Consider the following 18856-nt stretch of genomic DNA (forward strand, 5'->3'; position numbering starts at 1 on the left):
CCATTGTCATGCCTGATGACCACTGCGACATGCCGCCGAATTCAGCATGGCTGAACTGCGCCATGGAACCGCCGCCCGAGCGCAGGGCACGCAGCACGGTTTCAACAGCGTCCCTTGACAGCCCGTGCCGCGCCGCCATCCGCGCGATCAATGCCGTTTCTTTGAGATCAGCCACCGTACTGCCTCCTCCTTTCGCCATTTAACACTGCGACGGGGACATCGTTCCACATGCCCTAACCTCCGAGCACGCCAAGGGGCAATTACAGCCCTTGCCAACGGGCCAACGTGTGTAGGCCGACATCTTTCCGCCTTTGCTCTGGATGGCCACGACGAGGTACTCTGGGCGATCAGGATATGTGCAACGAGCACCTACCCCGGAGCGGTCGTTAAAGCGATCAAGGCGAGCGGCCGTAGCCGACCCGAAATGGACATTTGGCCTCCCAAAGCCACTGCGTCACCAAGCCGACTTTCCGAATATTCTACGGACAATCTCGTCTTCATTCGCATCAAAGCAGCGGCCGTGACTGAGAATCACCCGCCGCGGTTGCCACGACTGGAGTTTGCTTATTACTGCCTGTGCTTTCCGCCGATGCAGGAGAATTGGCAGCCGCATGCCAAAGGTCCGCCCGTGCGGGTGAGCCATCCGAGTCAGCTTGGCCACCGTGCGCCAAGGCTCATCGATCATGTCCAATTCGAGATTGATGATCGTGTCTGTAAGAATCAGCGTCTTTGAAGCTGGGTGGAAGAATATGAACTCTTTGAAGTAGCCACCGGGAAACAGTGTCTGGTCCCATGTCCCGCCGCCACTCCTCAGGCGGATCGGCTTCCAAATCTCGTGCGAACGTCACATCCGCGTGCCGTGCGCGTGCTCTTTGCCGGACCCTAGGTGATGCCCATGTTGTTGCCTCAGGGAAAGCCTTCGACCACTCACCGATATGAGCGTAGTGAAACTGGTTGGGTGACACGAGGTGGCGAATTCTGCCCAAGTCCCGTAACTCTTCGGCCACCGTCGAAGCAAACTTAATGGGCGAATGAAGGAACAGATCGCCGTTCGACAGGCGCACCACCGTCATCCGAGTGGTGAATGGCAGCGGAAGTTTTGTTCCTGCTACCGTCAAATACTCAAACGGACCGTCAACGATGCCAATATCGGGTCCCTGAGGTTTATAGACGTTCACCGGCTCGTAAAGGGACGCACTCACAGCCCAATCCACTTCATCAGCTCGACCGCAAGGCGAAGATCATCTGATTGTTGCATTGGCGATGCAAATGCGTCTGGCGGAAGTCCGCTTCCCACAGCCTCTACGACGTTGCCGCCATGCAGCGGTAATGACCGTTTGGGTCAGAGGCGTGAATTTGATGACATCACGATTTCAAACAGCGCGAACGAAAGTGGGAAGCTGAAAATGGTTGGCGGAATTGCCGGTCTGGAGCTTCGAGGCGAGATCACGCGCATGGACGAGGAAGGCGGCAAGGTGACAATCGACCTTGGAACGCTTGTGACGGTCGATATGGACAAGGTCAGGCTAGTCGAGAAGTACCGGCCGCCGAAGCGCAAGAGAACCCTGCGTGACATGGTGGACTAGCATTGCAAAAACCGGCCGGAACCGCTGCGTAGGCTTGAGAGCAAGGGGCAGGCAGCGGGGCTTTAGGCCGGGCTCCTTCATTTATTCGGCGCATGCGTAGGCCCATTGGGGAGAGGAGACTGAAAGGGGGCAGGCAACGTGGAGGAAATGATGAAGAAGATGACAACCACAATTCTCGCAATTGCCCTCACGCTAACCACGGGCAGCACTGTTGCACTGGCGGCCAATCTAAACGACACCAATGGCGGTCACGGTGCACCGTGGCAATACGCGTTGGGACGAGGTTTACCTCATGCGGACCCAACTGATGAATGAGCACCTTGATTGCTCCTGCCCTTATCAAGAGCCGTGATGAAGCCTCGGAGCGGAACAATGCCCAGACGTGGTGGGCCTTTCGCTTCATCGCAGTTCTGCACCAGCATTGGTGGGGTGACACCCATGCCCTTCCATCGAGTCGCGCGCTCCGCGGGCCACCTACTGATTGCTCTTGTCTTCTTGCGCGCCGTTCCTGGCGCCGAGCGCCTTTCGTTCTGTGACATATCCCCTGGCTTGAGAGCGCGCGCGATCTCTAGGTAGTCGGTCAAATTGTCAATCTCGACGCCATAAGGCTCGAATATGGCTCCTATGTCATGGGAGTGAACGCCTTCCGGCGTCCGCGCCCAAAGCAGCTGGTTGCGGCGGTGACCGAGGCGCCGGTTACCGCATCGTGTCGTCGGTAATAAAGCGACGTTGCGCTCTCTGCTTTCACATCCGGGTATGCCGAAAAGTCCGTCGGTCAAAAGTCGACCAGCGGCGTGTCCACGATCTGGTGCTCGAACAGCAGCCAGAACGGCGATCCCCGGGATTCGGAGTACCAATGCTCAAAAATCGCAAGGGCCTCGCCGACATTGGTGGCGGGTTCGTCCTCGGGCAGCTTCGCAGCCTGGAACAACGCAAGCGCAACGGGGCCAAAATGCGTGATCGCTTCCGTGCGCGCCTCGCTGTCCGCATTCCAGCCGAGCCGCAAGCGCAGGACGGCCAAAGCGCTGGCCACGGCGATCTCCTCACTTTCGGCTGAGGCCACGGCGTCCGAGATCGCCTGCATGAGGTTGAGCCGCCTGAAGGCGAAAGCGCGCTCCTGTTCCAGAACCGCGATCTGATTGGCCGCTTGTCGCCTGAAGCTTGCCTCGGTTGTCCTGGCGGTCTCAGCCGTCGTTTTCAGGTCATTCAGAAAGGAAGCCGTCGGGTTCATCTTGGCTCACTAGGATGGCGGAAGAGAGTGGGAGTCGAACCCACCAGAGACCGACTCGCGGCCCCTCCCGGATTTGAAGTCCGGACGCCCCACCGGGGACGATGCTCCTCCAGAAATTTGCGCCATCGGCGGCTCACCCTCGCCTGTCAGGCGGAACAGGTCCAGCCTGCGCCTGTTCAGACGGCGCAAGTCTCCCCGCCGCAGCGTCACGCCGTGCCGATCGAGAAATTCGAGGATATGGATGGCGACCTTGCGTCCGCTGCCCACGCGATCGCGAAATTGAGCAGCGGTGAACTGCTCTGTGGGCATCGACGCAGCGAGGTCGCGCGCGATCTCCACGATCTGCGCCAACGCCTCGCGCTGGAAGAAGTGGTCATGAGCGACCTCATGGACCTTCCCCATGCGGCCGGCAAGCTTCAGAAGCCGCCGGATTTCCGTCTCCGGCGCGGCCAGCACCTCGGCAATATCCCACACTCTCGGCGGATGGGACCGTTCGGGTCCGCCGATGAGAGGCTGGATTTGCAGCCAGAGAGTTTCATCCTTTGCCGTCAGGTGCGCCTCATGACCGGGCAGCCGCACCCAGGCGCCGTCCAAGGCAACTTCTCCAGCGTGCGAAAGGCTCCGCAGAACTGCCGTGAAAGCGGGAGCCGGCAGACGTGGATCAAGCCCAATACGCAGTCTCTCCATTCCTACGCCCGGCAAATCAGGATTGTCGGCATGGAAGGTCTCCAGGGTCGCGGCCAAGTCGCGCTTGAATCGCAACCAGCGCTCCGGCGACAGCACGAGAAGCATTTCTCCCACGGCAAAACGGACAAGCCCGAGTTGATCGATCAGGCCTTCCGTCTCGCAGTCACTAAGCGCCCTGTCGCGCGCGAAAGCCTTCAGGTCGAAATAGTGGGGCGGCGCATCAAGGAGTGCGGCGGCGGCCAGTTCGGGCGCCAATAGCGCATGGGCATCGAGTTGGATCAGCCGTTCCGGCGCGCGGCGTTTGCGGCTGGGCGCCCGCAGATCGAGAAAATGTCCGCCGCCGATGGTTCGCTGCGCGGAGGTGTCGCGCACCACGTAAACGTCGCCGGCAGCGGCCGCGATCGGACTGTCCAGCACCAATTGAACATTGGCCGTGCCGCCAGGCCCGATCGGTTCGTCTCCGAGGAGTACGATGCGTGCCCCGACGTCCGTCGCGGCATGGTGGAGCCGCACCGGAAACCATTGGCCGATCGGCTTGCGTTCATCCGGCAGAACGCGAAGGCTTGCATCGATCCGGTCCGACGGCGCGTGAAGCTTCGGATCGACAATCACGTCGCCGCGCCGGATCGCCTCCTTGAAAACCCTTTCGCCGGTCAGATTGAGCGCGCAGCGGTCTCCCGCCCGACCACGTTCAGCCGGCCGGTTCTGGGCGTGGATCGATCGAACCCGCGCAAGCAATCCCGACGGGCTTACGACCACGTTGTCCCCAATACCGAGAGAACCCGAAAGCACGGTGCCCGTCACGACGGTGCCCACGCCGCGCAGCGTGAACGAGCGGTCCACCGCTAATCGAAAACGGCCCGAAACTGCACGCCGGGCAAGATGCGACGCCTCCTCGAACAAGAGATACCTGAGTTCATCGATACCTTCGCCTGTAACGACCGAGACGGGAATCAGGCGGGCCTCGGCAAGCATCGTCCCGGCAAGCACCGAGCGGATATCGCTCGCCACCGCAGTGCGATGCTCGGGACCGGCCAGATCGCATTTCGTAAGCAGGACGGCGCCGCGCTTGACACCGAGCAGATCGACGATGGCGAGATGCTCCCGGGTTTGCGGCATGACGCCGTCATCGGCGGCCACCACGAGCAACACGAAGTCGATGCCGCTGGCGCCGGCGAGCATCGTGTGTACGAAACGCTCGTGCCCGGGAACATCGACGAAACCGATGCTATCCCCACCCGGCACTGGCAAATAGGCGAAGCCGAGATCGATGGTCATGCCGCGTGTCTTTTCCTCCTGCAAACGATCGGTGTTTATGCCGGTCAGCGCATGCACCAGCGCAGTTTTGCCATGATCGACATGTCCCGCCGTGCCGACGATCATGATGCGGTCTCCGGCAACGGCGCGGCGGCGCGACGCTCGGCCTCGGCGGCATCGCCCGCGCTCAATTCGGCCCGCACCGCAGCCAGATAGCGGCGGGCAAGGGCGCTGCCGCCTGCCTCGGCACGCAGGAGCCAAACCAGCGCCTCGACCGCGTCAGCCGGCACGCCCGTGCCAAGATGGCAGGCGGCGCCGAGCATTGCCTGCCCTTCGGCGTCTCCTCGCATGGCAGCACGGCGCCACCAGCGGACAGCCTCGTCCGGATCGCGCGGCACGCCGAGCGCATTGTGATAAAGCATGCCGATCCGGGTCATCGCGGATGCGATGCCCTGATCGGCCGCGGCAAGCGCCCAGCGTCGCGCCTCGCCGACATCGGGAGCCATCACTTCGCCCTCCAGCAGCATCCAGCTCAGCATATCCTGCGCCGGTCCGTCGCCAGTTTCCGCTGCGGCCCGATAGAGCTCGGCCGCCCGGCGAAAGTCCTGCTGAACGCCTTCGCCGCGGAAATAGAGCGACGCCAGGTTCCTTTGCCCGACAGGATCCCCTGCCTCGGCGGCGAGCGCCAGCCAGCGAAGGGCCATATCCGCATCACGCTCGACGCCGAGCCCTTCGGCGAAGCAGGCGCCGATATTGTTCTGAGCGCGGGCAACGCCCCGGTGAGCCAGCGGCTCCCATATGGAGAGAGCCACGGCATGATCGCCTCGCCGCGCGGCTGCGAGGGCCTCGGTCATGCGTGCGGCCACAGGCGTCTCGGCTGGGCGGTGCGCAAGGCGGTCAAGCCAGTGCATCGGTTCCTCCTGGATTTAAGCCGGCTAGATTGGCGATGAAGTTCGCCTCGTCTTCCAGGCAGCGCAAATCGAGCACGAGCGCCTGGTTTTCGATGCGCCCGATCACGGGGACGCCCAGCCCACGCAGCGCAGCCGCAAGCGCGTCGAGCGCCCGGCCGCTCCCTGAGCGCGGCTTGAGAGCAAGCCCGGCGCTTGGCACAGTTTCGAGCGGCAGCGTGCCGGATCCGACTTGGCTCCGGCACTCCACCGTGTCGACCGCAAAGGCTTCGCCCACGACGTCAGCAACCAGGGGAGCAAGGCGCTTTGCCTGCGCTGCAATCTCCCTCACCGAGCGCGAGAGCAGCCTTAGCGTCGGCAGGCGCTCGGCCAGGCGGTCGGGGTCGCGGTAGAGCTTCAACGTCGCCTCGAGCGCGGCCAAACGAAGCTTGTCGACCCTGAGCGCCCGCTTCATCGGGTTGCGGCTGATCGCTGCGAGCAGGTCCCTGCGGCCGACGATGAAACCCGCCTGCGGACCGCCAAGCAGCTTGTCGCCGGAGAATGTGACGAGATCGGCGCCGTCGGCGACCGCCTCGCGCACGGTCGGCTCGCGCCCAAGGCCGTAGCGGGCTAGATCGACCAGCGTGCCCGAACCGAGATCATGGACCAGCGGTATCCCATGCGCGTTGGCGATTGAAGCGAGCTCGGGTGCCCGGATCTCGGCCGTGAATCCTTCGACCCGGTAGTTCGATGTGTGCACCTTGAGGATGAGCCCGGTCTCCGGGCCGATCGCCGCGACATAGTCTTTGCGATGCGTGCGGTTGGTGGTGCCGACCTCGACAAGCCTGGCGCCGGCGCGCGTCATGATCTCGGGCATCCGGAAAGAGCCGCCGATCTCGATCAACTCGCCTCGCGAAACGATCGCTTCGCGACCGAGCGCCAGCGTGTTGAGGACGAGAAGGACGGCAGCCGCGTTGTTGTTGACGACGGTTGCATCCTCGGCTCCGGTCAGCTCGCAAACGAGCGATCGAAGATGATCGTCCCGTTCGCCGCGCTCGCCTTTCTCGACATCGAATTCGAGAGCCACCGCTTCGCGCATCGCCAGCCGAACAGCCTCGACCGCCTCTTTCGCGAGGAGGGCTCGTCCGAGATTGGTATGCAGCACCGTTCCGGTCAGGTTGAAAACGGGGCGCAGGGAAGAGCGTTCGCCGTCCCTGAGCTGCACGAGCGCGTCGCCGGCAAGATCGTTTGCCTCCGGCACGACGGCTCCGGCATTGCGGGAGGCCATTCGTGCATCGGCGACGGCTCGGCGAATGGCCTCCGTCGCGGCCTGCCGTCCGAAGCGCTCGATTGCGGCCGCCGCCAGGGGGGTCCTCAGCACTTGGTCGACCGACGGAAGATTGCGCAAAGGGTTTGCGGATGAAGCGGTCATCGTATCCTCAATAGCCAACAAGGAACGGATTGAACGATCCGCGGCGATGGCCACCCTCGCGGACAAGCAGGTCGAGGCCGAGCGTCGCCACGTCGTCGGCGACCGGATCGAGAGCCGGATCCTCGTGCTGGTACAGGATCTTTACATAGCAGCCGCATGCATCGCAGGTCTCGGCCTTGACCGTGCCAGAGCCTCCCTCGATTTCCTGATAGCCTATCCCCTTGGTCGAGCCGCACAGCGTACATTTGATACGAACGTGGTTCCACAATGTTCCACACAGCGCGCAGACGCAGAACCGCGCCCCGTGTGCGCCGTGCCAACCGACGATGATCGAGCATACGGGCGGCCCACCGCAGGCCGGACAGGCGCCGTCGGCAACCGGAACCAGCTTCGAGCTGTCGAGACATACCGCGAGGCGGGCGAAGTGAACCTGCAGCGCGGCCGCGACATAGACATGCTCGGCAAGCGCGTTCATTGGGATCGCATCGGTGAGCACATTGCGCACCATGGAGTCGACCCCGGACGCATCGATATTCGCCAGCCTGTCCAAGGCGGCTGCGGCCGCCTCGGGTTTTTCGATCGTGGCTGCCACTTCGAACAGGCGGCCGAGCGTCATTCCAAGGGCGGCATCCGACGTGAATTGGTTGCGATCGAGCGGCGGCATACCGAAGGTTCGTGCGCGCTCGCGCGCCTCCGCGGTCGGCAATTCGACATCCGGCAAGCCGTCCTGGATGCGGTGCTGCGCATCCGTCAGTGCAGCGAGGAAGCGGAGATAGGGGCCGAGCTGGTGGTCATCCGCCAACACATTCAATCGCTCGGAGCGGCGAATGAACAAGGTCCGCAGATCAGGCAGCCGCGCAAAGGGTGGGGCCGAGACCTCGCCGATTATAGTCGGGTCAGGGCGTGACGGATCTTGTTGCCTTGGCATTTCAACCTCACGAACCTCACGGGCCACGTGGTCGGCTTGATACTGCTCCAGAGCAATTCCACGAAAAGTGTATAACGGTTTTCCGTCCCGAATTGCGTAAAAACAAATACCCGCTCATTCGGCGGGATTCGATCCCGAACGTCCGTCCGGTTTGCCTGCGATCAGTTCACGCAGCCATTTGCGATGATGCCGCCAAGCCCAGCCGCCGGTCACCCGTCCGCGCGTCATGGCGGGAATGGTGCCGCGTACCCAGATGGCCGAGTAGAAATGGATAATCCAGACGCCGATGATCGCCACGGCAGCGATCGAATGAACAAGCAGCGCCACCCGCTGCTGGCCGATCGTGGTGTAAGCGGCGAAATATTGTTGCCAGATGACGATGCCGCTCGAAATCAGGATGATGATGAGGATCGACATTGACCAGAAGACGAGCTTCTGGCCGGCATTGTACTTGCCGACTTCGGGGACGTTGTCCTCGTGATTGGACAATACGTCACGGAAACGTGCGAGCCACGTTCCGTCCTCGGGCCTCCACAAATTGGCCTTCCAGAACCGAAGGAAAAGCCCAAGGAAGCTGAAGAAGAGCAAGACGCCGATCCATGGGTGAATGAAGCGCGTGAACTGGCCGCCGCCAAACAGCCCCGACAGGAAGAACAGGCTCGGGTGAAACATGGCAAGGCCGGACAAGGCGAGCAGGATCAGGCTGGCCGCCGTGATCCAATGGTTGATCCGTGCGCCCACCGTGTAGCGGTCCACGATGACTGGCTTGCCGGGATGTACCTGCTCGTTCGGCTTCACGTCATACGCGGCCATCGTTGTTGCCTTCCGTCAGCTCTTGGGCATGCTCCTCATCCGTCTCGGAGACCCTGTTCGGTCCCATGACCAGATGGTGAACCAGGCCGACGCCAGCCGCCACGCCGAGAATGGTGAGGCCGGCATATTTGGTCACGCCCTTCCACGCCTCCACGAGCGGACTGATCTTCGGCTCCTTCGGCAGACCCGAATAGAGCTCCGGCTGGTCGGCATGGTGCAGCACATACATCACATGCGTCCCTCCGACGCCGGGCGGATCGTAGAGGCCGGCATTCGAATAGCCGCGCGATTTCAGGTCCTTGATGCGGCCGTCGGCGTGCTGTTTCATCTCGTCTTTCGTGCCGAACACGATCGCCTGGGTCGGGCAGGCCTTGGCGCAGGCTGGTCCCTGGCCGACAGCCACGCGGTCGGAGCAGAGCGTGCATTTGTAGGCCGTGTGATCGACTTTGGAGATGCGCGGAATGTTGAACGGGCAACCCTTGATGCAATAGCCGCAGCCGATGCAGTTCTCATGGACGAAATCGACGATGCCGTTCGAATACTGCACTATGGCGCCTGGTGCCGGACAAGCCTTGAGGCAGCCCGGGTCAGCGCAGTGCATACAGCCATCCTTGCGGATCAGCCATTCGAGTTCGTTCGTCTCGGGATTGTCCCATTCGCTGTAGCGCATCAGCGTGAACATGTCCGGCGTCAGATCGGCAGGATTCTCATAGACGCCGGCATTGAAGCCGATCTCCGGATGCGTGTCGTTCCACTCGATGCAGGCCGTCTGGCATGCCTTGCAGCCGATGCATTTCGAAACATCGATGAGCTTGGCGACTTCCGTTAATTGCTGCTCGGGCGCGGGAACCGTCGAGGCAGAGCGGCGGATGAGGTCCTTGTCGGAAAAACGCGGTGCGGTATCCGTCGTCGAAGGATTTGGAAGTGGAGGAAACATCGCTTACTCCTCCTACGCTACCGGCCCGGTGATGGGCTCGATGTTGACAAGGAACGCCTTGTATTCCGGCGTCTCGATGTTGGCGTCGCCGACAAAGGGGGTGAGCATGTTCGGGCCAAAGCCTTTCTTCGCCGCTCCCGTGAAGCCCCAGTGCAGCGGTATTCCGACGATGTGGACGGTCTTGCCATCGCAGGTGAGCGGCCTGATCCGCTTGGTCACCATGGCCTTCGCCACAACGGAACCGCGCTTCGACCAGACGCGCACCCAGCCGCCTTTGGTGATGCCCTTCTCGGCCGCAAGCTGTTCCGAAATTTCCACGAAAAACTCCGGCTGCATCACCGCATTGGTGATGACGTGCTTGGTCCAGAAGTGGAAATGCTCGGTCAGTCGGTAGGAGGTCGCCGCGTAGGGGAACTCCTGCGAAGCCGATTCGGCGAACTGGGCCATATCGCCTTCGAACACCCGCGCTGCGGGGTTGCCGCGGACTTTGGGAGCTATCGGGTTCGCGATGGGCGACTCGAATGGCTCGTAATGCGCCGGGAATGGTCCGTCGCGCATCATGCCCCGGGTAAAGAGGCGCGAGACGCCTTCCGGATTCATGATGAACGGGCCTACTTGATCGGGCTTTGCCATTGGCAAGATGTCGGGGACATCGTAGCCCGACCATTTCGTGCCGTCCCATTCAATCACCTTGCGGCTTGGATCCCAAGCCTTTCCGGTGAGGTCAGCCGACGCCCTGTTGTAGAGAATGCGGCGGTTGGCGGGCCATGAGAACGCCCATTTGGAATAGGCGCCGGTTTCGTCAGGATCGGTGGTGTCCCGCCTGGCCATGTTGTTGCCGTTTTCGTTGAAGCAGCCGGAATAGATCCAGCAGCCGCAGGAGGTGGAGCCGTCGTCGCGCAGCGCGGCGAAGCCCGGCAAGAGCTTTCCGGCCTCGGCCAGCACTTTTGTCGGGTCGGCCGTGTCGGTTACCCTGGCGAGCGCCCTACCATTGATCTCCTGGGCAAGCTCCTCGGCCTTCGGATCGCCGGGATCGGCATAAGGCCAGTTGAGCTTAACGATCGAATCGGCGAAGGCGCCGCCTTCCTTGGTGTAGAGCTCCTTCAGGCGCAGATAGAGCTGCGCCATAATCCAGGTATCGCGTTTGGCCTCGCCGGGGGGCGTGCCGCCGGCCCAATGCCACTGCAGCCAGCGCCCCGAATTGACCAGCGAGCCGTCGTCCTCGGCGAAGCAGGTGGAGGGAAGCTGGTAGACTTCCGTCTGAATCTGCGACGGATCGACATCGTTGTACGGCCCGTGGTTCTCCCAGAACCGGCCCGTCTCCGTGTCCAACGGATCCATGATGACGAGGTATTTGAGCTTCGAGAGGGACTCGATCACCTTCTTCTTGTTCGGAGCTGCCTGTAGCGGGTTGAAGCCCTGGCAGAAATAGCCGTTCATCTTGCCCTGGTGCATCAGCTCGAAAGCCCGCAGCAGATCGTAGCCCGGCAGGTCGAGCTTCGGCAGGTAGTCATAGGCGAAGCCGTTCTCCGGCGTTGCCGCATTGCCCCACATTGACTTTTGGAAGCTTACGAAGAACTTCCTGTAGTTCTGCCAATAGCTCATCTGGTTCGGCCGGAGCGGCTTGAAGCCTCGGGTCGACATGTAGGCTGCCAGATCGACCTCCTTCTCAGTCGGCAGCGTCAGATAACCGGGCAGCAGGTTCGACATCAGCCCGAGGTCGGTCAGCCCCTGGATGTTGGAGTGACCGCGAAGTGCGTTCATGCCGCCGCCGCGTATACCGATATTGCCGAGAATAAGCTGCAGCATCGCCATGGCGCGGATGTTCTGCGAGCCCTTCGAGTGCTGGGTCCAGCCGAGCGCGTACATCGAGGTCATCGCCTTGGTCGGAGACGACGTCTCGGCGACCATCGCGGCCACCTTCAGGAACCGGTCCTTCGGTGTGCCGCAGATGCGCTCGACCATCTCCGGCGTGTAGACCGCGACATGCTTCTTGAGCAGATTCCAGACGCAGCGGGGATTGGCCAATGTCGCGTCGACAACGGCAAAGCCGTCCGTGCCTATGTCATAGTCCCAACTGGACTTGTCATAGTCTCGCTTCGCCTCGTTATAGCCGGAGAAGAGGCCGTCCTGATAGGTGAAGCCCTCCTTGACGACATATGTCGCGTTGGTGAAGGCCTTCAGATAGTCCCATTGCACCTTATCGTTCTGGATGCAGTAGTTGATCAGCCCGAGCAGGAAGGCGATGTCCGTTCCCTGGCGGATCGGCGCGTAAAGATCCGACACCGAAGCCGAGCGCGTAAAGCGCGGGTCGATGACGATGAGCTTGGCGCCGCGGTTGGCCTTCGCCTCTGTGACCCATTTGAAGCCGCAAGGATGCGCTTCCGCGGCATTGCCGCCCATGATGACGACGAGATCCGTGTTCTTGATGTCGGTCCAGGAATTGGTCATTGCGCCGCGGCCGAATGTTGGGGCGAGACTCGCCACCGTCGGGCCGTGTCAGACACGTGCCTGGTTGTCGAACACCAGCATGCCCGCGCTGCGGACCACCTTGTAGGTCGCGAACGCGGTTTCATTGGTCGAAGCCGAGGCGGCGAGGAAGCCGGTGGTGATCCACCGGTTGACCGTCACGCCGTCATTGTTCGTCGCGACGAAGTTCTTGTCGCGATCGTCCTTCATCAGGCGGGCGATGCGGCCGAGTGCGTCTTCCCAGCTTATCGGCTCGAACTTGTCCGAGCCCGGTTTGCGGATCATCGGATGTTGCAGACGGGTCGGCGACTTGACAAATCCGAGCAGGGCCGACCCTTTGGGGCACAAGGTGCCGCGATTGGTCGGATGATCAGTGTCACCCTCGATATGCGTGATCTCGGCCGGCTCGCCCTTTCTGAGATCGCCCTTCGAATACAAGATTATGCCGCAAGCCACCGAGCAGTATGGACAGGTGTTGCGTGTTTCGGTGGTGTTCGCGAGCTTGAAGGGCCGTATGGCCGCCGCGTGTGCGGCCTCGCTATCGCCGAAGCCGAGGGCTCCAAGCGTAGTACCGGCGAGACCCGCGCCTGCTGTTTGCAGGAACGCGCGTCGAGAAAGATCGATGTTCATGGGTTCCTCCCGAAGCCGATGCCCCACAAGGCAACTCGAACAAACGGTTCAATCCGAGTAACTAGTCTCGGACCAAATAAAATCAATGCTAAAGAAGGAGGTGCGTACGGTGCAGCAAAAGTGCCCCTCCGAACCGCCTTCCTGCAACAGGTTTGTGCCCGCAAATCGGCATTGTGTATTATTGTTGAATATTCTTGTCATCTTTTCGTGACCGCGACGGCGATTGACGAAAACGAACGCATTACCATACAGTAAAGCGTGGCGATGAAACAGCTCCCGCGGGTCGGGGCGCCTTTCGATCGATACCCAATGACGGCGATGCCTCGCACGCCGGATACGGTGCTTGCCTTTCCTAACTTAACGAAATCCGCTGAGAGCAAGCGTGCTCCAAACGCGCCGTGCGTTGGCGCGATCGTATTTTCCATTCCGGTTGACCTTGATCCCTACTAAAGCGTGCCAGCAGAGGAGGCTCGACGACTATGGCAATCGCCCTCTCGCCCGAAATCACCGAAGCGCCCGTTGTGCGCCTGACCAGCCTCGCCCATGGCGGCGGTTGCGGCTGCAAGCTGGCACCGTCAGTGCTGCAGCAGCTTCTCGCCAATCCGGCGGCTGCCAGTCCCTATCATCAGCTTCTCGTCGGCACGGAGACCGGCGACGATGCGGCAGTCTGGCAGCTCGACGGCGCGACTTGCGTCATTGCGACCACCGACTTCTTCATGCCTATGGTAGATGACCCCTACGATTTCGGCCGGATTGCCGCAACCAACGCCCTGTCCGATATCTATGCGATGGGTGGCCGGCCGATCATGGCGTTGGCTATACTCGGCATGCCTCTCGACAAGATCCCGACGCTCATGGTCCGCGAAATCCTGAAAGGTGGCGAAGCTGTCTGCGCCGACGCCGGAATCCCGGTTGCCGGCGGCCACTCAATCGACTCGCCGGAGCCGATTTACGGCCTCGCAGTCATCGGCACATGCCGACCCGAGGATATCCGACGCAATTCTGACACCAGGCCGGGTGACGCCTTGATCCTGACGAAAGGGCTCGGCGTCGGCATCTATTCCGCCGCCATCAAGAAGCAGGCGCTTTCCGAGAGCGGCTATCGCGAAATGATCGCCTCCACCACCCTTCTCAACCGGATCGGATCGGAGCTGGCGCAGGACGCGAGCGTCCACGCCGTCACCGACGTGACCGGATTTGGCTTGCTCGGACATGGCCTCGAGATGGCACGCGGTGCCGGGTGCACGCTGATAATTTGCAGCCACGACGTGCCGCTCTTTTCCGAAGCTGCCTCGCTCGCGGTCGACGGCCACGTCACCGGCGCATCGCGGCGCAATTGGGCGAGCTATGGCGACGCGGTAAGCTTACCTCCCGGCATGCCCGAGTGGCGACGCCATCTTCTCACGGATCCACAGACTTCGGGCGGGTTGCTGGTTGCTTGCGAGACCGACCGCGCAGCGGCGCTGGTCGAGAGGATCGTCGCGGACGGCTATCCTTCGGCTCGCATCATCGGCCATGCCAGGCCCGGCGCGCCGACAATAGTAGTAGAGGCCTGAACGGCCGCTCCGCTTCCCGCCAGATGACGGGGCGCGCCCTCCAGTTCGCGGCACTCCACCTCTTGCCGCCACTGGATCGGCAGGCAAAGACGCCGCCTGCCCTGTCCACGCTGGATTGGCGGCGAACGCTGCGGACTGTTTTGGTGACCGGATGATCCGAGCGAGCCTGAGTTCGCCAGATCATGACTGGGCGCCAGGCACGAGCTTGAAACATCAGCTCCTCTATCCGGAGAATCTCGTTCCACTTGGCCATGCGTTCGGAACGCGTGATCGAACCAATTTTTCCCGACAAGTATCGCAGCGCTTGCTGCGATTGTGCTGGCTGGACAGGCGTTTGCCGCCATGGCGACCGGCAACATGACCGTGCGCATCACGATCCAAGCTGAATGCAAAGTTCAGACTGTCAGCGATCTGGATTTCGGGAGTGGCAGGCCGCCCGCAAGGAACTGCTGGCGGCCGAGCAGGAGCTGGCGGCGCACGAACAGCGCGTCACCAAGCAGCGGCGGGAGTTGCCCTGGGTTCCGGTCGAGAAGCACTACGCCTTCCCCACCGACGACGGGCCGAAGTCCTTGCCGGAGCTGTTCGATGACCGCTCGCAGCTCCTCATCTATCACCTGATGTTCGCGGAGGACTGGAAGACGGCGTGCCCGGGCTGCGCCTCGGTCGGCGATGGGCTGGGCGGCATGGTCACGCACGTGAACGACCGCGACGTGACGCTCATCGCGATGTCGCGGGCGTGCTGAAGACGTTCATCTACTCGGAGCGACAGAAGGAACTCGCCGGAACGGACGGGCAGACGACCTTCAGCGAGGTCTACGGCAAGAAGGCCCGGATCGTGGTCATCCTGTACCGAACCGAATGGGGCAAACCCGCTGGACCGGGGTTGAGATGAACGCCATCCGGACGAGGGCCTTCGAGCATGGCTTCGACTTCACCGTGTTTATCCCGACCGAGTCGAAGCCATCGACGCCTGCTTGGCTCCCGCCGACTCGACTTTACGTCGGCCTCGATAGATGGGGCGTCGAGGGAGCGGCTGCCGTCATCGAGCAGCGGGTGATCGACGCAGGCGGGATCTCGAGGCCAGAAACGATGCTAGAGAGGGCCGCGCGGCTCAAGCGGGCAACGGATCTGAAGACTGCCCAGCAGCAGTTCGAACGCTCCCACGAAGGCACTGCCAAGGCCAATGCCGCCTACGAGGAGTTCACCGAAGCACTCAAGGCCGGAACTGAGGTGGTTCGTGGCTCAGGCGTGAACGTCGAGTACAAGACCTCACAACACTATCGCATTGTCAGCTGCTACCCGGTCAACCTGATCTGCAGCTGGTACCCGCACTACATGAACTCGATCGAAGACATCGATCTCCACGCCACGTTCTACAAGGGCTTCCCGGAGCTGCCGGGGTTCTACGCGTCGTTCAACAAGGCCGTACGGTTACGAAGCCTGAAGTTCCGCTACGGCCTCGTTCGCACGGACTATAGCGCCTAGTGTCAAAGGAAACCCCTGCCAAGGAGTTTTCGCCGGAACAGCTTGCCGATCACCTGCTGTCCCAACTCATGGACGTTGCTGACCGAACTTCGAGGGACTGATCACCGCACCTTCAGCTTCGACTTCGCCCGGTTCACGACGCAGAGCCGGAACGGTCGCACGGCGAGGACGACCGGGAGAGTTGGGGCCGCAGAACTGTCCGTCTGCTTTTGGGCGGGCTGATCGCGAACGCAGACACATCACCTGGCGCCAAGCTTGCGCCCTCGAGTTCCATGCTTGTGTACTTCGCGTATCTTCCGATCGGTACTTATTTGACGGTCGAAAACTCAAAACGATCGAAACGGAAGACTGCCGTATACTCGTTGCGTCGCTCCGGCGTCCCGGCAGGATTGCGGAAGATCGCGCCGCAGGTTGTCTGATCTTTCGGAATGGCGTCGCACAGGAAGTTCTGCTGCACCCAACTGGTTTCTTTATCTATCCATGCGCCTCCCCCGCGCAGGTCACGACCGAGGATGAGCCACCTGATCTCCGAACCGGTAAGCCGGTCCTTCGCATCCAGATCGACCTCTTCCGGCAACTCCGGCAAACCGGCCTTGTCCAGGCCGTCCAGCAGACGCCCGATGTCAGCCGGGTTCTTGAACACAAAATACCTCTGCGTGACCAGCTGGTTTGCCCCTCCATCCTTTCGTTCCAACATGACGTTCCTTAGCCTGTCACTATAGGCCGCGACCTGGTCACTGCGCCCGAGATGTGCGTAGGCCGAAACCAACACCTGCAGGCCATAGAATTTCGGCCATGGATCAGGCGATTGGAGATCGATCCTTTCAAGGTAGTCGACAGCTTCCTCGAAACGACCCTGGCCAAATTCAGCCAGCCCAGCCTGGTAGTGCCGATGGTCATTGCCGCCTGGGTCGACACGGTTGGCCGCGACGAGATAGTCGCGCGCCTCGTTCGGCCTGCCATTGAAATTCAGGGCTTCTGCCAGCCCGACATAGTTCAGGGGATCGCTCGGGTCGAGCGCCACTGCCTTGAACATAACCGCGACTGCCTCGTCGGACCGATGCTCGCGAACCAGCAAACTGGCGACGAGCTGATAGTAGGAGGGCGAAGGATGCTTGGCCGCCTCCCCCAGGGACTTGTAGACGTTGTACAGCGCACTGGTATCCGAAACGGCTAAAGCTTTGACCCGCGGCCCGTCCATGTCCCAATAGGCCCACGCGAGCGAGGCTGCCGCTGCGCCGAAATCCGGATCGAGTTCCAGCGCCTGCTGGAAAAACCTCACCGCCTGCGCAAACTCGTCTGGAGTATTGCGACGATTGTAGATTTCCATGCCCTGGAGGTAAGCTTCGTAGGCTGCAGGATTGCGCGTGCCGCCCGTGACATCTGCCTTGCCTTGGACGCTCACGAGACGGAGCTTGAGCGCGCCTGCGATGCTGACGACGACCTTGTCCTGCAGCGCAAACACATCCGTCCACTGGCCGTCGAAACGTTCTGCCCAGAGATGACCGGTGGTCGAGCCGTCGATCAATTGCGCGTTGATACGCATGTCGTCGCCGACCCGACGTATCGAGCCCTCCAGAATGTACCGGACACCAAGCGCTGCGGCGACCTCAGCGGGTTTGGTCTCCTTGTCCTTGTAGGTGGAAGCCGCGTTTCGCGATACGACGAACAGGCCGGGCACGCGTGCAAGTTCTGTGGTCAGGTCCTCGGTGAAACCGTCAGCCAGATAACCTTGCGCCTTGTCGTCGCTGAGATTGTCAAATGGAAGCACGACGAGGGATGGCCGGGTGTCGGCTTTCGCATTGGCCGTCAGAGCGGCGGGCCGAAGCGGTGGCTCCCACGGTCGCCACCACGCTGCTGCAAGGCCGACTGCGACAACAAGGACCCCAATAGCGACGGCCAGAATGCGCCTGAAACGTGGGTGTCGATTGACAGCCATGGGCTTTCCCGCCACCGCGGGATCGAGCAGCACCCGGTACGCCTGCACCGGTTCGGCGATGTTCTTCAGCTTCTGTTGGCCCATCGGCTCAAAGCCGAAAGCCAACTTCTTCTCAACCTCTTTTGCGACCTTTGCCGAGACACAGATGCCGCCAGGTTCCGCTAGTTGTTGGAGCCTGGCAGCGACGTTGACGCCCTCGCCATATCGGTCCTCGCCCTCCACAATCACCTCGCCGAGATTGATCCCGATCCTGACGCGAATCCGATGATCCTCGGAAACGGCGGCGTTGCATTCCGCCAGGGCGTGCTGCAACGACACGGCACATTCGACCGCGTCCACGACGCTGCCGAATTCGGCCAGCAGTCCATCGCCCATCAGCTTGAAGATGTGGCCGTGCTGGCGGGCAATCTCAGGCTCGAACAGTTCCTTGCGTCGAGCACGAAGGCGCTCGAACGTGCCGGCCTCGTCGCGTTCCATCTGAGCGGAATAGCCCACAACATCGGCAGCGAGAATGGCGGAAAGCTTACGGTCCATCGATCTGGCCTGTCCCCCGTGGAGTATAGACCTGGTCTCACCTAAATGAAACGACCGACCTCTCCAGCGTCCGTCGCCGGTGTCTCGGGATCATCCTCAAAGCTATGGGATGCATATTCTCCAAGTACCGTAGTGAGGGGATACGCGGTTGCGAATGGTCCCTCGCGTGAGAACCGTGTCTCGCTACATCCCCGCGCCGTCGCCATGGCCTGGTGTCCGCTATGCGGCGACATTTAGTTCGAAGGGGTTTGGTGGCAGTATTGAAAGCGGAGAGAACGGTCTCCCGCTACCACCCTCAAAGTCCAAACAATTCTCCGGTCCCCTCACGGCGGCCTGAAGCCCAGGGTCTGAAGTGACAATACCCCGACCATTGTGGGCCGTTGAACGAACCCGCTGCGCGGGAGGGGCGCCTGCGGTTGAGGTAGTGATCAAGAACCGGTCGTCGCGCTGGCGTTGAGCGTCGTCCGGCGGGGGCAGAGCATGAC

Annotated in this window: 16 protein-coding genes, 1 tRNA gene and 2 pseudogenes; 7 read left to right on the forward strand and 12 right to left on the reverse strand. The window is 61.7% G+C overall.

Features of this window, described 5'->3' with window-relative positions:
• Positions 1–674 precede the first annotated feature (674 nt).
• Positions 675–1073 (reverse strand): DUF4336 domain-containing protein, encoded by a 399-nt coding sequence (locus NKJ94_RS34820; RefSeq protein WP_352532030.1) that lies wholly within the window; start codon positions 1071–1073, stop codon positions 675–677.
• Positions 1074–1406: 333 nt separating this feature from the next.
• Between NKJ94_RS34820 and NKJ94_RS34825 the strand changes: the two genes are divergently transcribed.
• Both NKJ94_RS34825 and NKJ94_RS34830 read left to right on the forward strand, forming a co-directional pair.
• Positions 1407–1586 (forward strand): hypothetical protein, encoded by a 180-nt coding sequence (locus tag NKJ94_RS34825; RefSeq protein ID WP_352532000.1) that lies wholly within the window; start codon positions 1407–1409, stop codon positions 1584–1586.
• A gap of 147 nt (positions 1587–1733) precedes the next feature.
• Positions 1734–1901 carry a hypothetical protein gene (locus tag NKJ94_RS34830; protein WP_352532002.1) on the forward strand — a complete coding sequence of 56 codons (168 nt, stop codon included), beginning with the start codon at positions 1734–1736 and terminating at the stop codon, positions 1899–1901.
• 460 nt (positions 1902–2361) lie between these two features.
• Here NKJ94_RS34830 and NKJ94_RS34835 read toward each other — a convergent pair whose 3' ends face one another.
• The 9 genes and pseudogenes from NKJ94_RS34835 to fdnG form a co-directional block, all read right to left on the reverse strand.
• Positions 2362–2670, reverse strand: coding sequence for a hypothetical protein (locus tag NKJ94_RS34835; protein WP_352532004.1), 309 nt, complete (start codon positions 2668–2670; stop codon positions 2362–2364).
• Positions 2671–2832: 162 nt separating this feature from the next.
• Positions 2833–2928 (reverse strand) — tRNA-Sec (locus NKJ94_RS34840).
• 123 nt (positions 2929–3051) lie between these two features.
• Positions 3052–4887: pseudogene (selB, locus tag NKJ94_RS34845) on the reverse strand (selenocysteine-specific translation elongation factor); the annotation flags it as partial.
• Complete coding sequence (locus NKJ94_RS34850) at positions 4884–5672, reverse strand: tetratricopeptide repeat protein (protein ID WP_352532006.1); 789 nt, start codon at positions 5670–5672, stop codon at positions 4884–4886. The pseudogene selB and the gene NKJ94_RS34850, both read right to left, overlap by 4 nt.
• Positions 5659–7080 carry an L-seryl-tRNA(Sec) selenium transferase gene (selA, locus tag NKJ94_RS34855; RefSeq protein ID WP_352532008.1) on the reverse strand — a complete coding sequence of 474 codons (1422 nt, stop codon included), beginning with the start codon at positions 7078–7080 and terminating at the stop codon, positions 5659–5661. The genes NKJ94_RS34850 and selA overlap by 14 nt, the downstream gene beginning before the upstream one ends.
• 7 nt (positions 7081–7087) lie before the next feature.
• Positions 7088–8008, reverse strand: a complete 921-nt coding sequence (gene fdhE, locus NKJ94_RS34860) for a formate dehydrogenase accessory protein FdhE (protein WP_352532010.1) — start codon at positions 8006–8008, stop codon at positions 7088–7090.
• A 114-nt stretch (positions 8009–8122) separates the two neighbouring features.
• Entirely contained in the window at positions 8123–8821 is a 699-nt protein-coding gene (locus NKJ94_RS34865; RefSeq protein ID WP_352532012.1) for a formate dehydrogenase subunit gamma, read from the reverse strand.
• A complete protein-coding gene (gene fdxH, locus NKJ94_RS34870; RefSeq protein WP_352532014.1) occupies positions 8808–9758 on the reverse strand; it encodes a formate dehydrogenase subunit beta in 951 nt (316 codons plus the stop codon). Before fdxH ends, NKJ94_RS34865 begins: the two co-directional genes overlap by 14 nt.
• A 12-nt stretch (positions 9759–9770) precedes the next feature.
• Positions 9771–12857, reverse strand: a complete 3087-nt coding sequence (gene fdnG, locus NKJ94_RS34875) for a formate dehydrogenase-N subunit alpha (RefSeq protein ID WP_352532016.1) — start codon at positions 12855–12857, stop codon at positions 9771–9773.
• Between the two features lie 479 nt (positions 12858–13336).
• Here fdnG and selD point away from each other — a divergent pair, with 479 nt between their 5' ends.
• Positions 13337–14413, forward strand: coding sequence for a selenide, water dikinase SelD (gene selD / locus NKJ94_RS34880; RefSeq protein WP_352532018.1), 1077 nt, complete (start codon positions 13337–13339; stop codon positions 14411–14413).
• Here selD and NKJ94_RS34885 read toward each other — a convergent pair.
• Positions 14364–14705, reverse strand: a complete 342-nt coding sequence (locus tag NKJ94_RS34885; protein WP_352532020.1) for a hypothetical protein — start codon at positions 14703–14705, stop codon at positions 14364–14366. The genes selD and NKJ94_RS34885 overlap by 50 nt on opposite strands.
• A gap of 2 nt (positions 14706–14707) precedes the next feature.
• On the opposite strand from NKJ94_RS34885, the pseudogene NKJ94_RS34890 reads away from it, so the two are divergent.
• The 4 genes and pseudogenes from NKJ94_RS34890 to NKJ94_RS34905 form a co-directional block, all read left to right on the forward strand.
• Positions 14708–14839, forward strand: a pseudogene (locus NKJ94_RS34890) (Csu type fimbrial protein); the annotation flags it as partial.
• Entirely contained in the window at positions 14800–15156 is a 357-nt protein-coding gene (locus NKJ94_RS34895; protein WP_352532022.1) for a DUF899 family protein, read from the forward strand. The pseudogene NKJ94_RS34890 and the gene NKJ94_RS34895, both read left to right, overlap by 40 nt.
• On the forward strand, positions 15150–15305 hold the full coding sequence (locus tag NKJ94_RS34900) for a hypothetical protein (protein ID WP_352532024.1): 156 nt from the start codon (positions 15150–15152) through the stop codon (positions 15303–15305). Before NKJ94_RS34895 ends, NKJ94_RS34900 begins: the two co-directional genes overlap by 7 nt.
• Entirely contained in the window at positions 15302–15898 is a 597-nt protein-coding gene (locus tag NKJ94_RS34905) for a hypothetical protein (protein ID WP_352532026.1), read from the forward strand. The genes NKJ94_RS34900 and NKJ94_RS34905 overlap by 4 nt, the downstream gene beginning before the upstream one ends.
• A 307-nt stretch (positions 15899–16205) precedes the next feature.
• Here NKJ94_RS34905 and NKJ94_RS34910 read toward each other — a convergent pair whose 3' ends face one another.
• A complete protein-coding gene (locus tag NKJ94_RS34910) occupies positions 16206–18371 on the reverse strand; it encodes an adenylate/guanylate cyclase domain-containing protein (RefSeq protein WP_352532028.1) in 2166 nt (721 codons plus the stop codon).
• Positions 18372–18856 lie beyond the last annotated feature (485 nt).

It is taken from the genome of Mesorhizobium sp. M0060 (genome assembly GCF_040323155.1).
Lineage (GTDB): Bacteria > Pseudomonadota > Alphaproteobacteria > Rhizobiales > Rhizobiaceae > Mesorhizobium.

Excerpts from the sequence above, each read along its gene's own strand:
- NKJ94_RS34820 (WP_352532030.1), bottom strand. The coding sequence starts at position 1,073 with ATGACGGTGGTGCGCCTGTCGAACGGCGATCTGTTCCTTCATTCGCCC.
- NKJ94_RS34835 (WP_352532004.1), bottom strand. The coding sequence starts at position 2,670 with ATGCAGGCGATCTCGGACGCCGTGGCCTCAGCCGAAAGTGAGGAGATC.
- NKJ94_RS34825 (WP_352532000.1), top strand. The coding sequence starts at position 1,407 with ATGGTTGGCGGAATTGCCGGTCTGGAGCTTCGAGGCGAGATCACGCGC.
- NKJ94_RS34905 (WP_352532026.1), top strand. The coding sequence starts at position 15,302 with ATGAACGCCATCCGGACGAGGGCCTTCGAGCATGGCTTCGACTTCACC.
- NKJ94_RS34865 (WP_352532012.1), bottom strand. The coding sequence starts at position 8,821 with ATGGCCGCGTATGACGTGAAGCCGAACGAGCAGGTACATCCCGGCAAG.
- NKJ94_RS34910 (WP_352532028.1), bottom strand. The coding sequence starts at position 18,371 with ATGGACCGTAAGCTTTCCGCCATTCTCGCTGCCGATGTTGTGGGCTAT.
- fdxH (WP_352532014.1), bottom strand. The coding sequence starts at position 9,758 with ATGTTTCCTCCACTTCCAAATCCTTCGACGACGGATACCGCACCGCGT.
- selA (WP_352532008.1), bottom strand. The coding sequence starts at position 7,080 with ATGACCGCTTCATCCGCAAACCCTTTGCGCAATCTTCCGTCGGTCGAC.
- NKJ94_RS34830 (WP_352532002.1), top strand. The coding sequence starts at position 1,734 with ATGATGAAGAAGATGACAACCACAATTCTCGCAATTGCCCTCACGCTA.
- selD (WP_352532018.1), top strand. The coding sequence starts at position 13,337 with ATGGCAATCGCCCTCTCGCCCGAAATCACCGAAGCGCCCGTTGTGCGC.
- NKJ94_RS34850 (WP_352532006.1), bottom strand. The coding sequence starts at position 5,672 with ATGCACTGGCTTGACCGCCTTGCGCACCGCCCAGCCGAGACGCCTGTG.
- fdhE (WP_352532010.1), bottom strand. The coding sequence starts at position 8,008 with ATGCCAAGGCAACAAGATCCGTCACGCCCTGACCCGACTATAATCGGC.
- NKJ94_RS34895 (WP_352532022.1), top strand. The coding sequence starts at position 14,800 with ATGCAAAGTTCAGACTGTCAGCGATCTGGATTTCGGGAGTGGCAGGCC.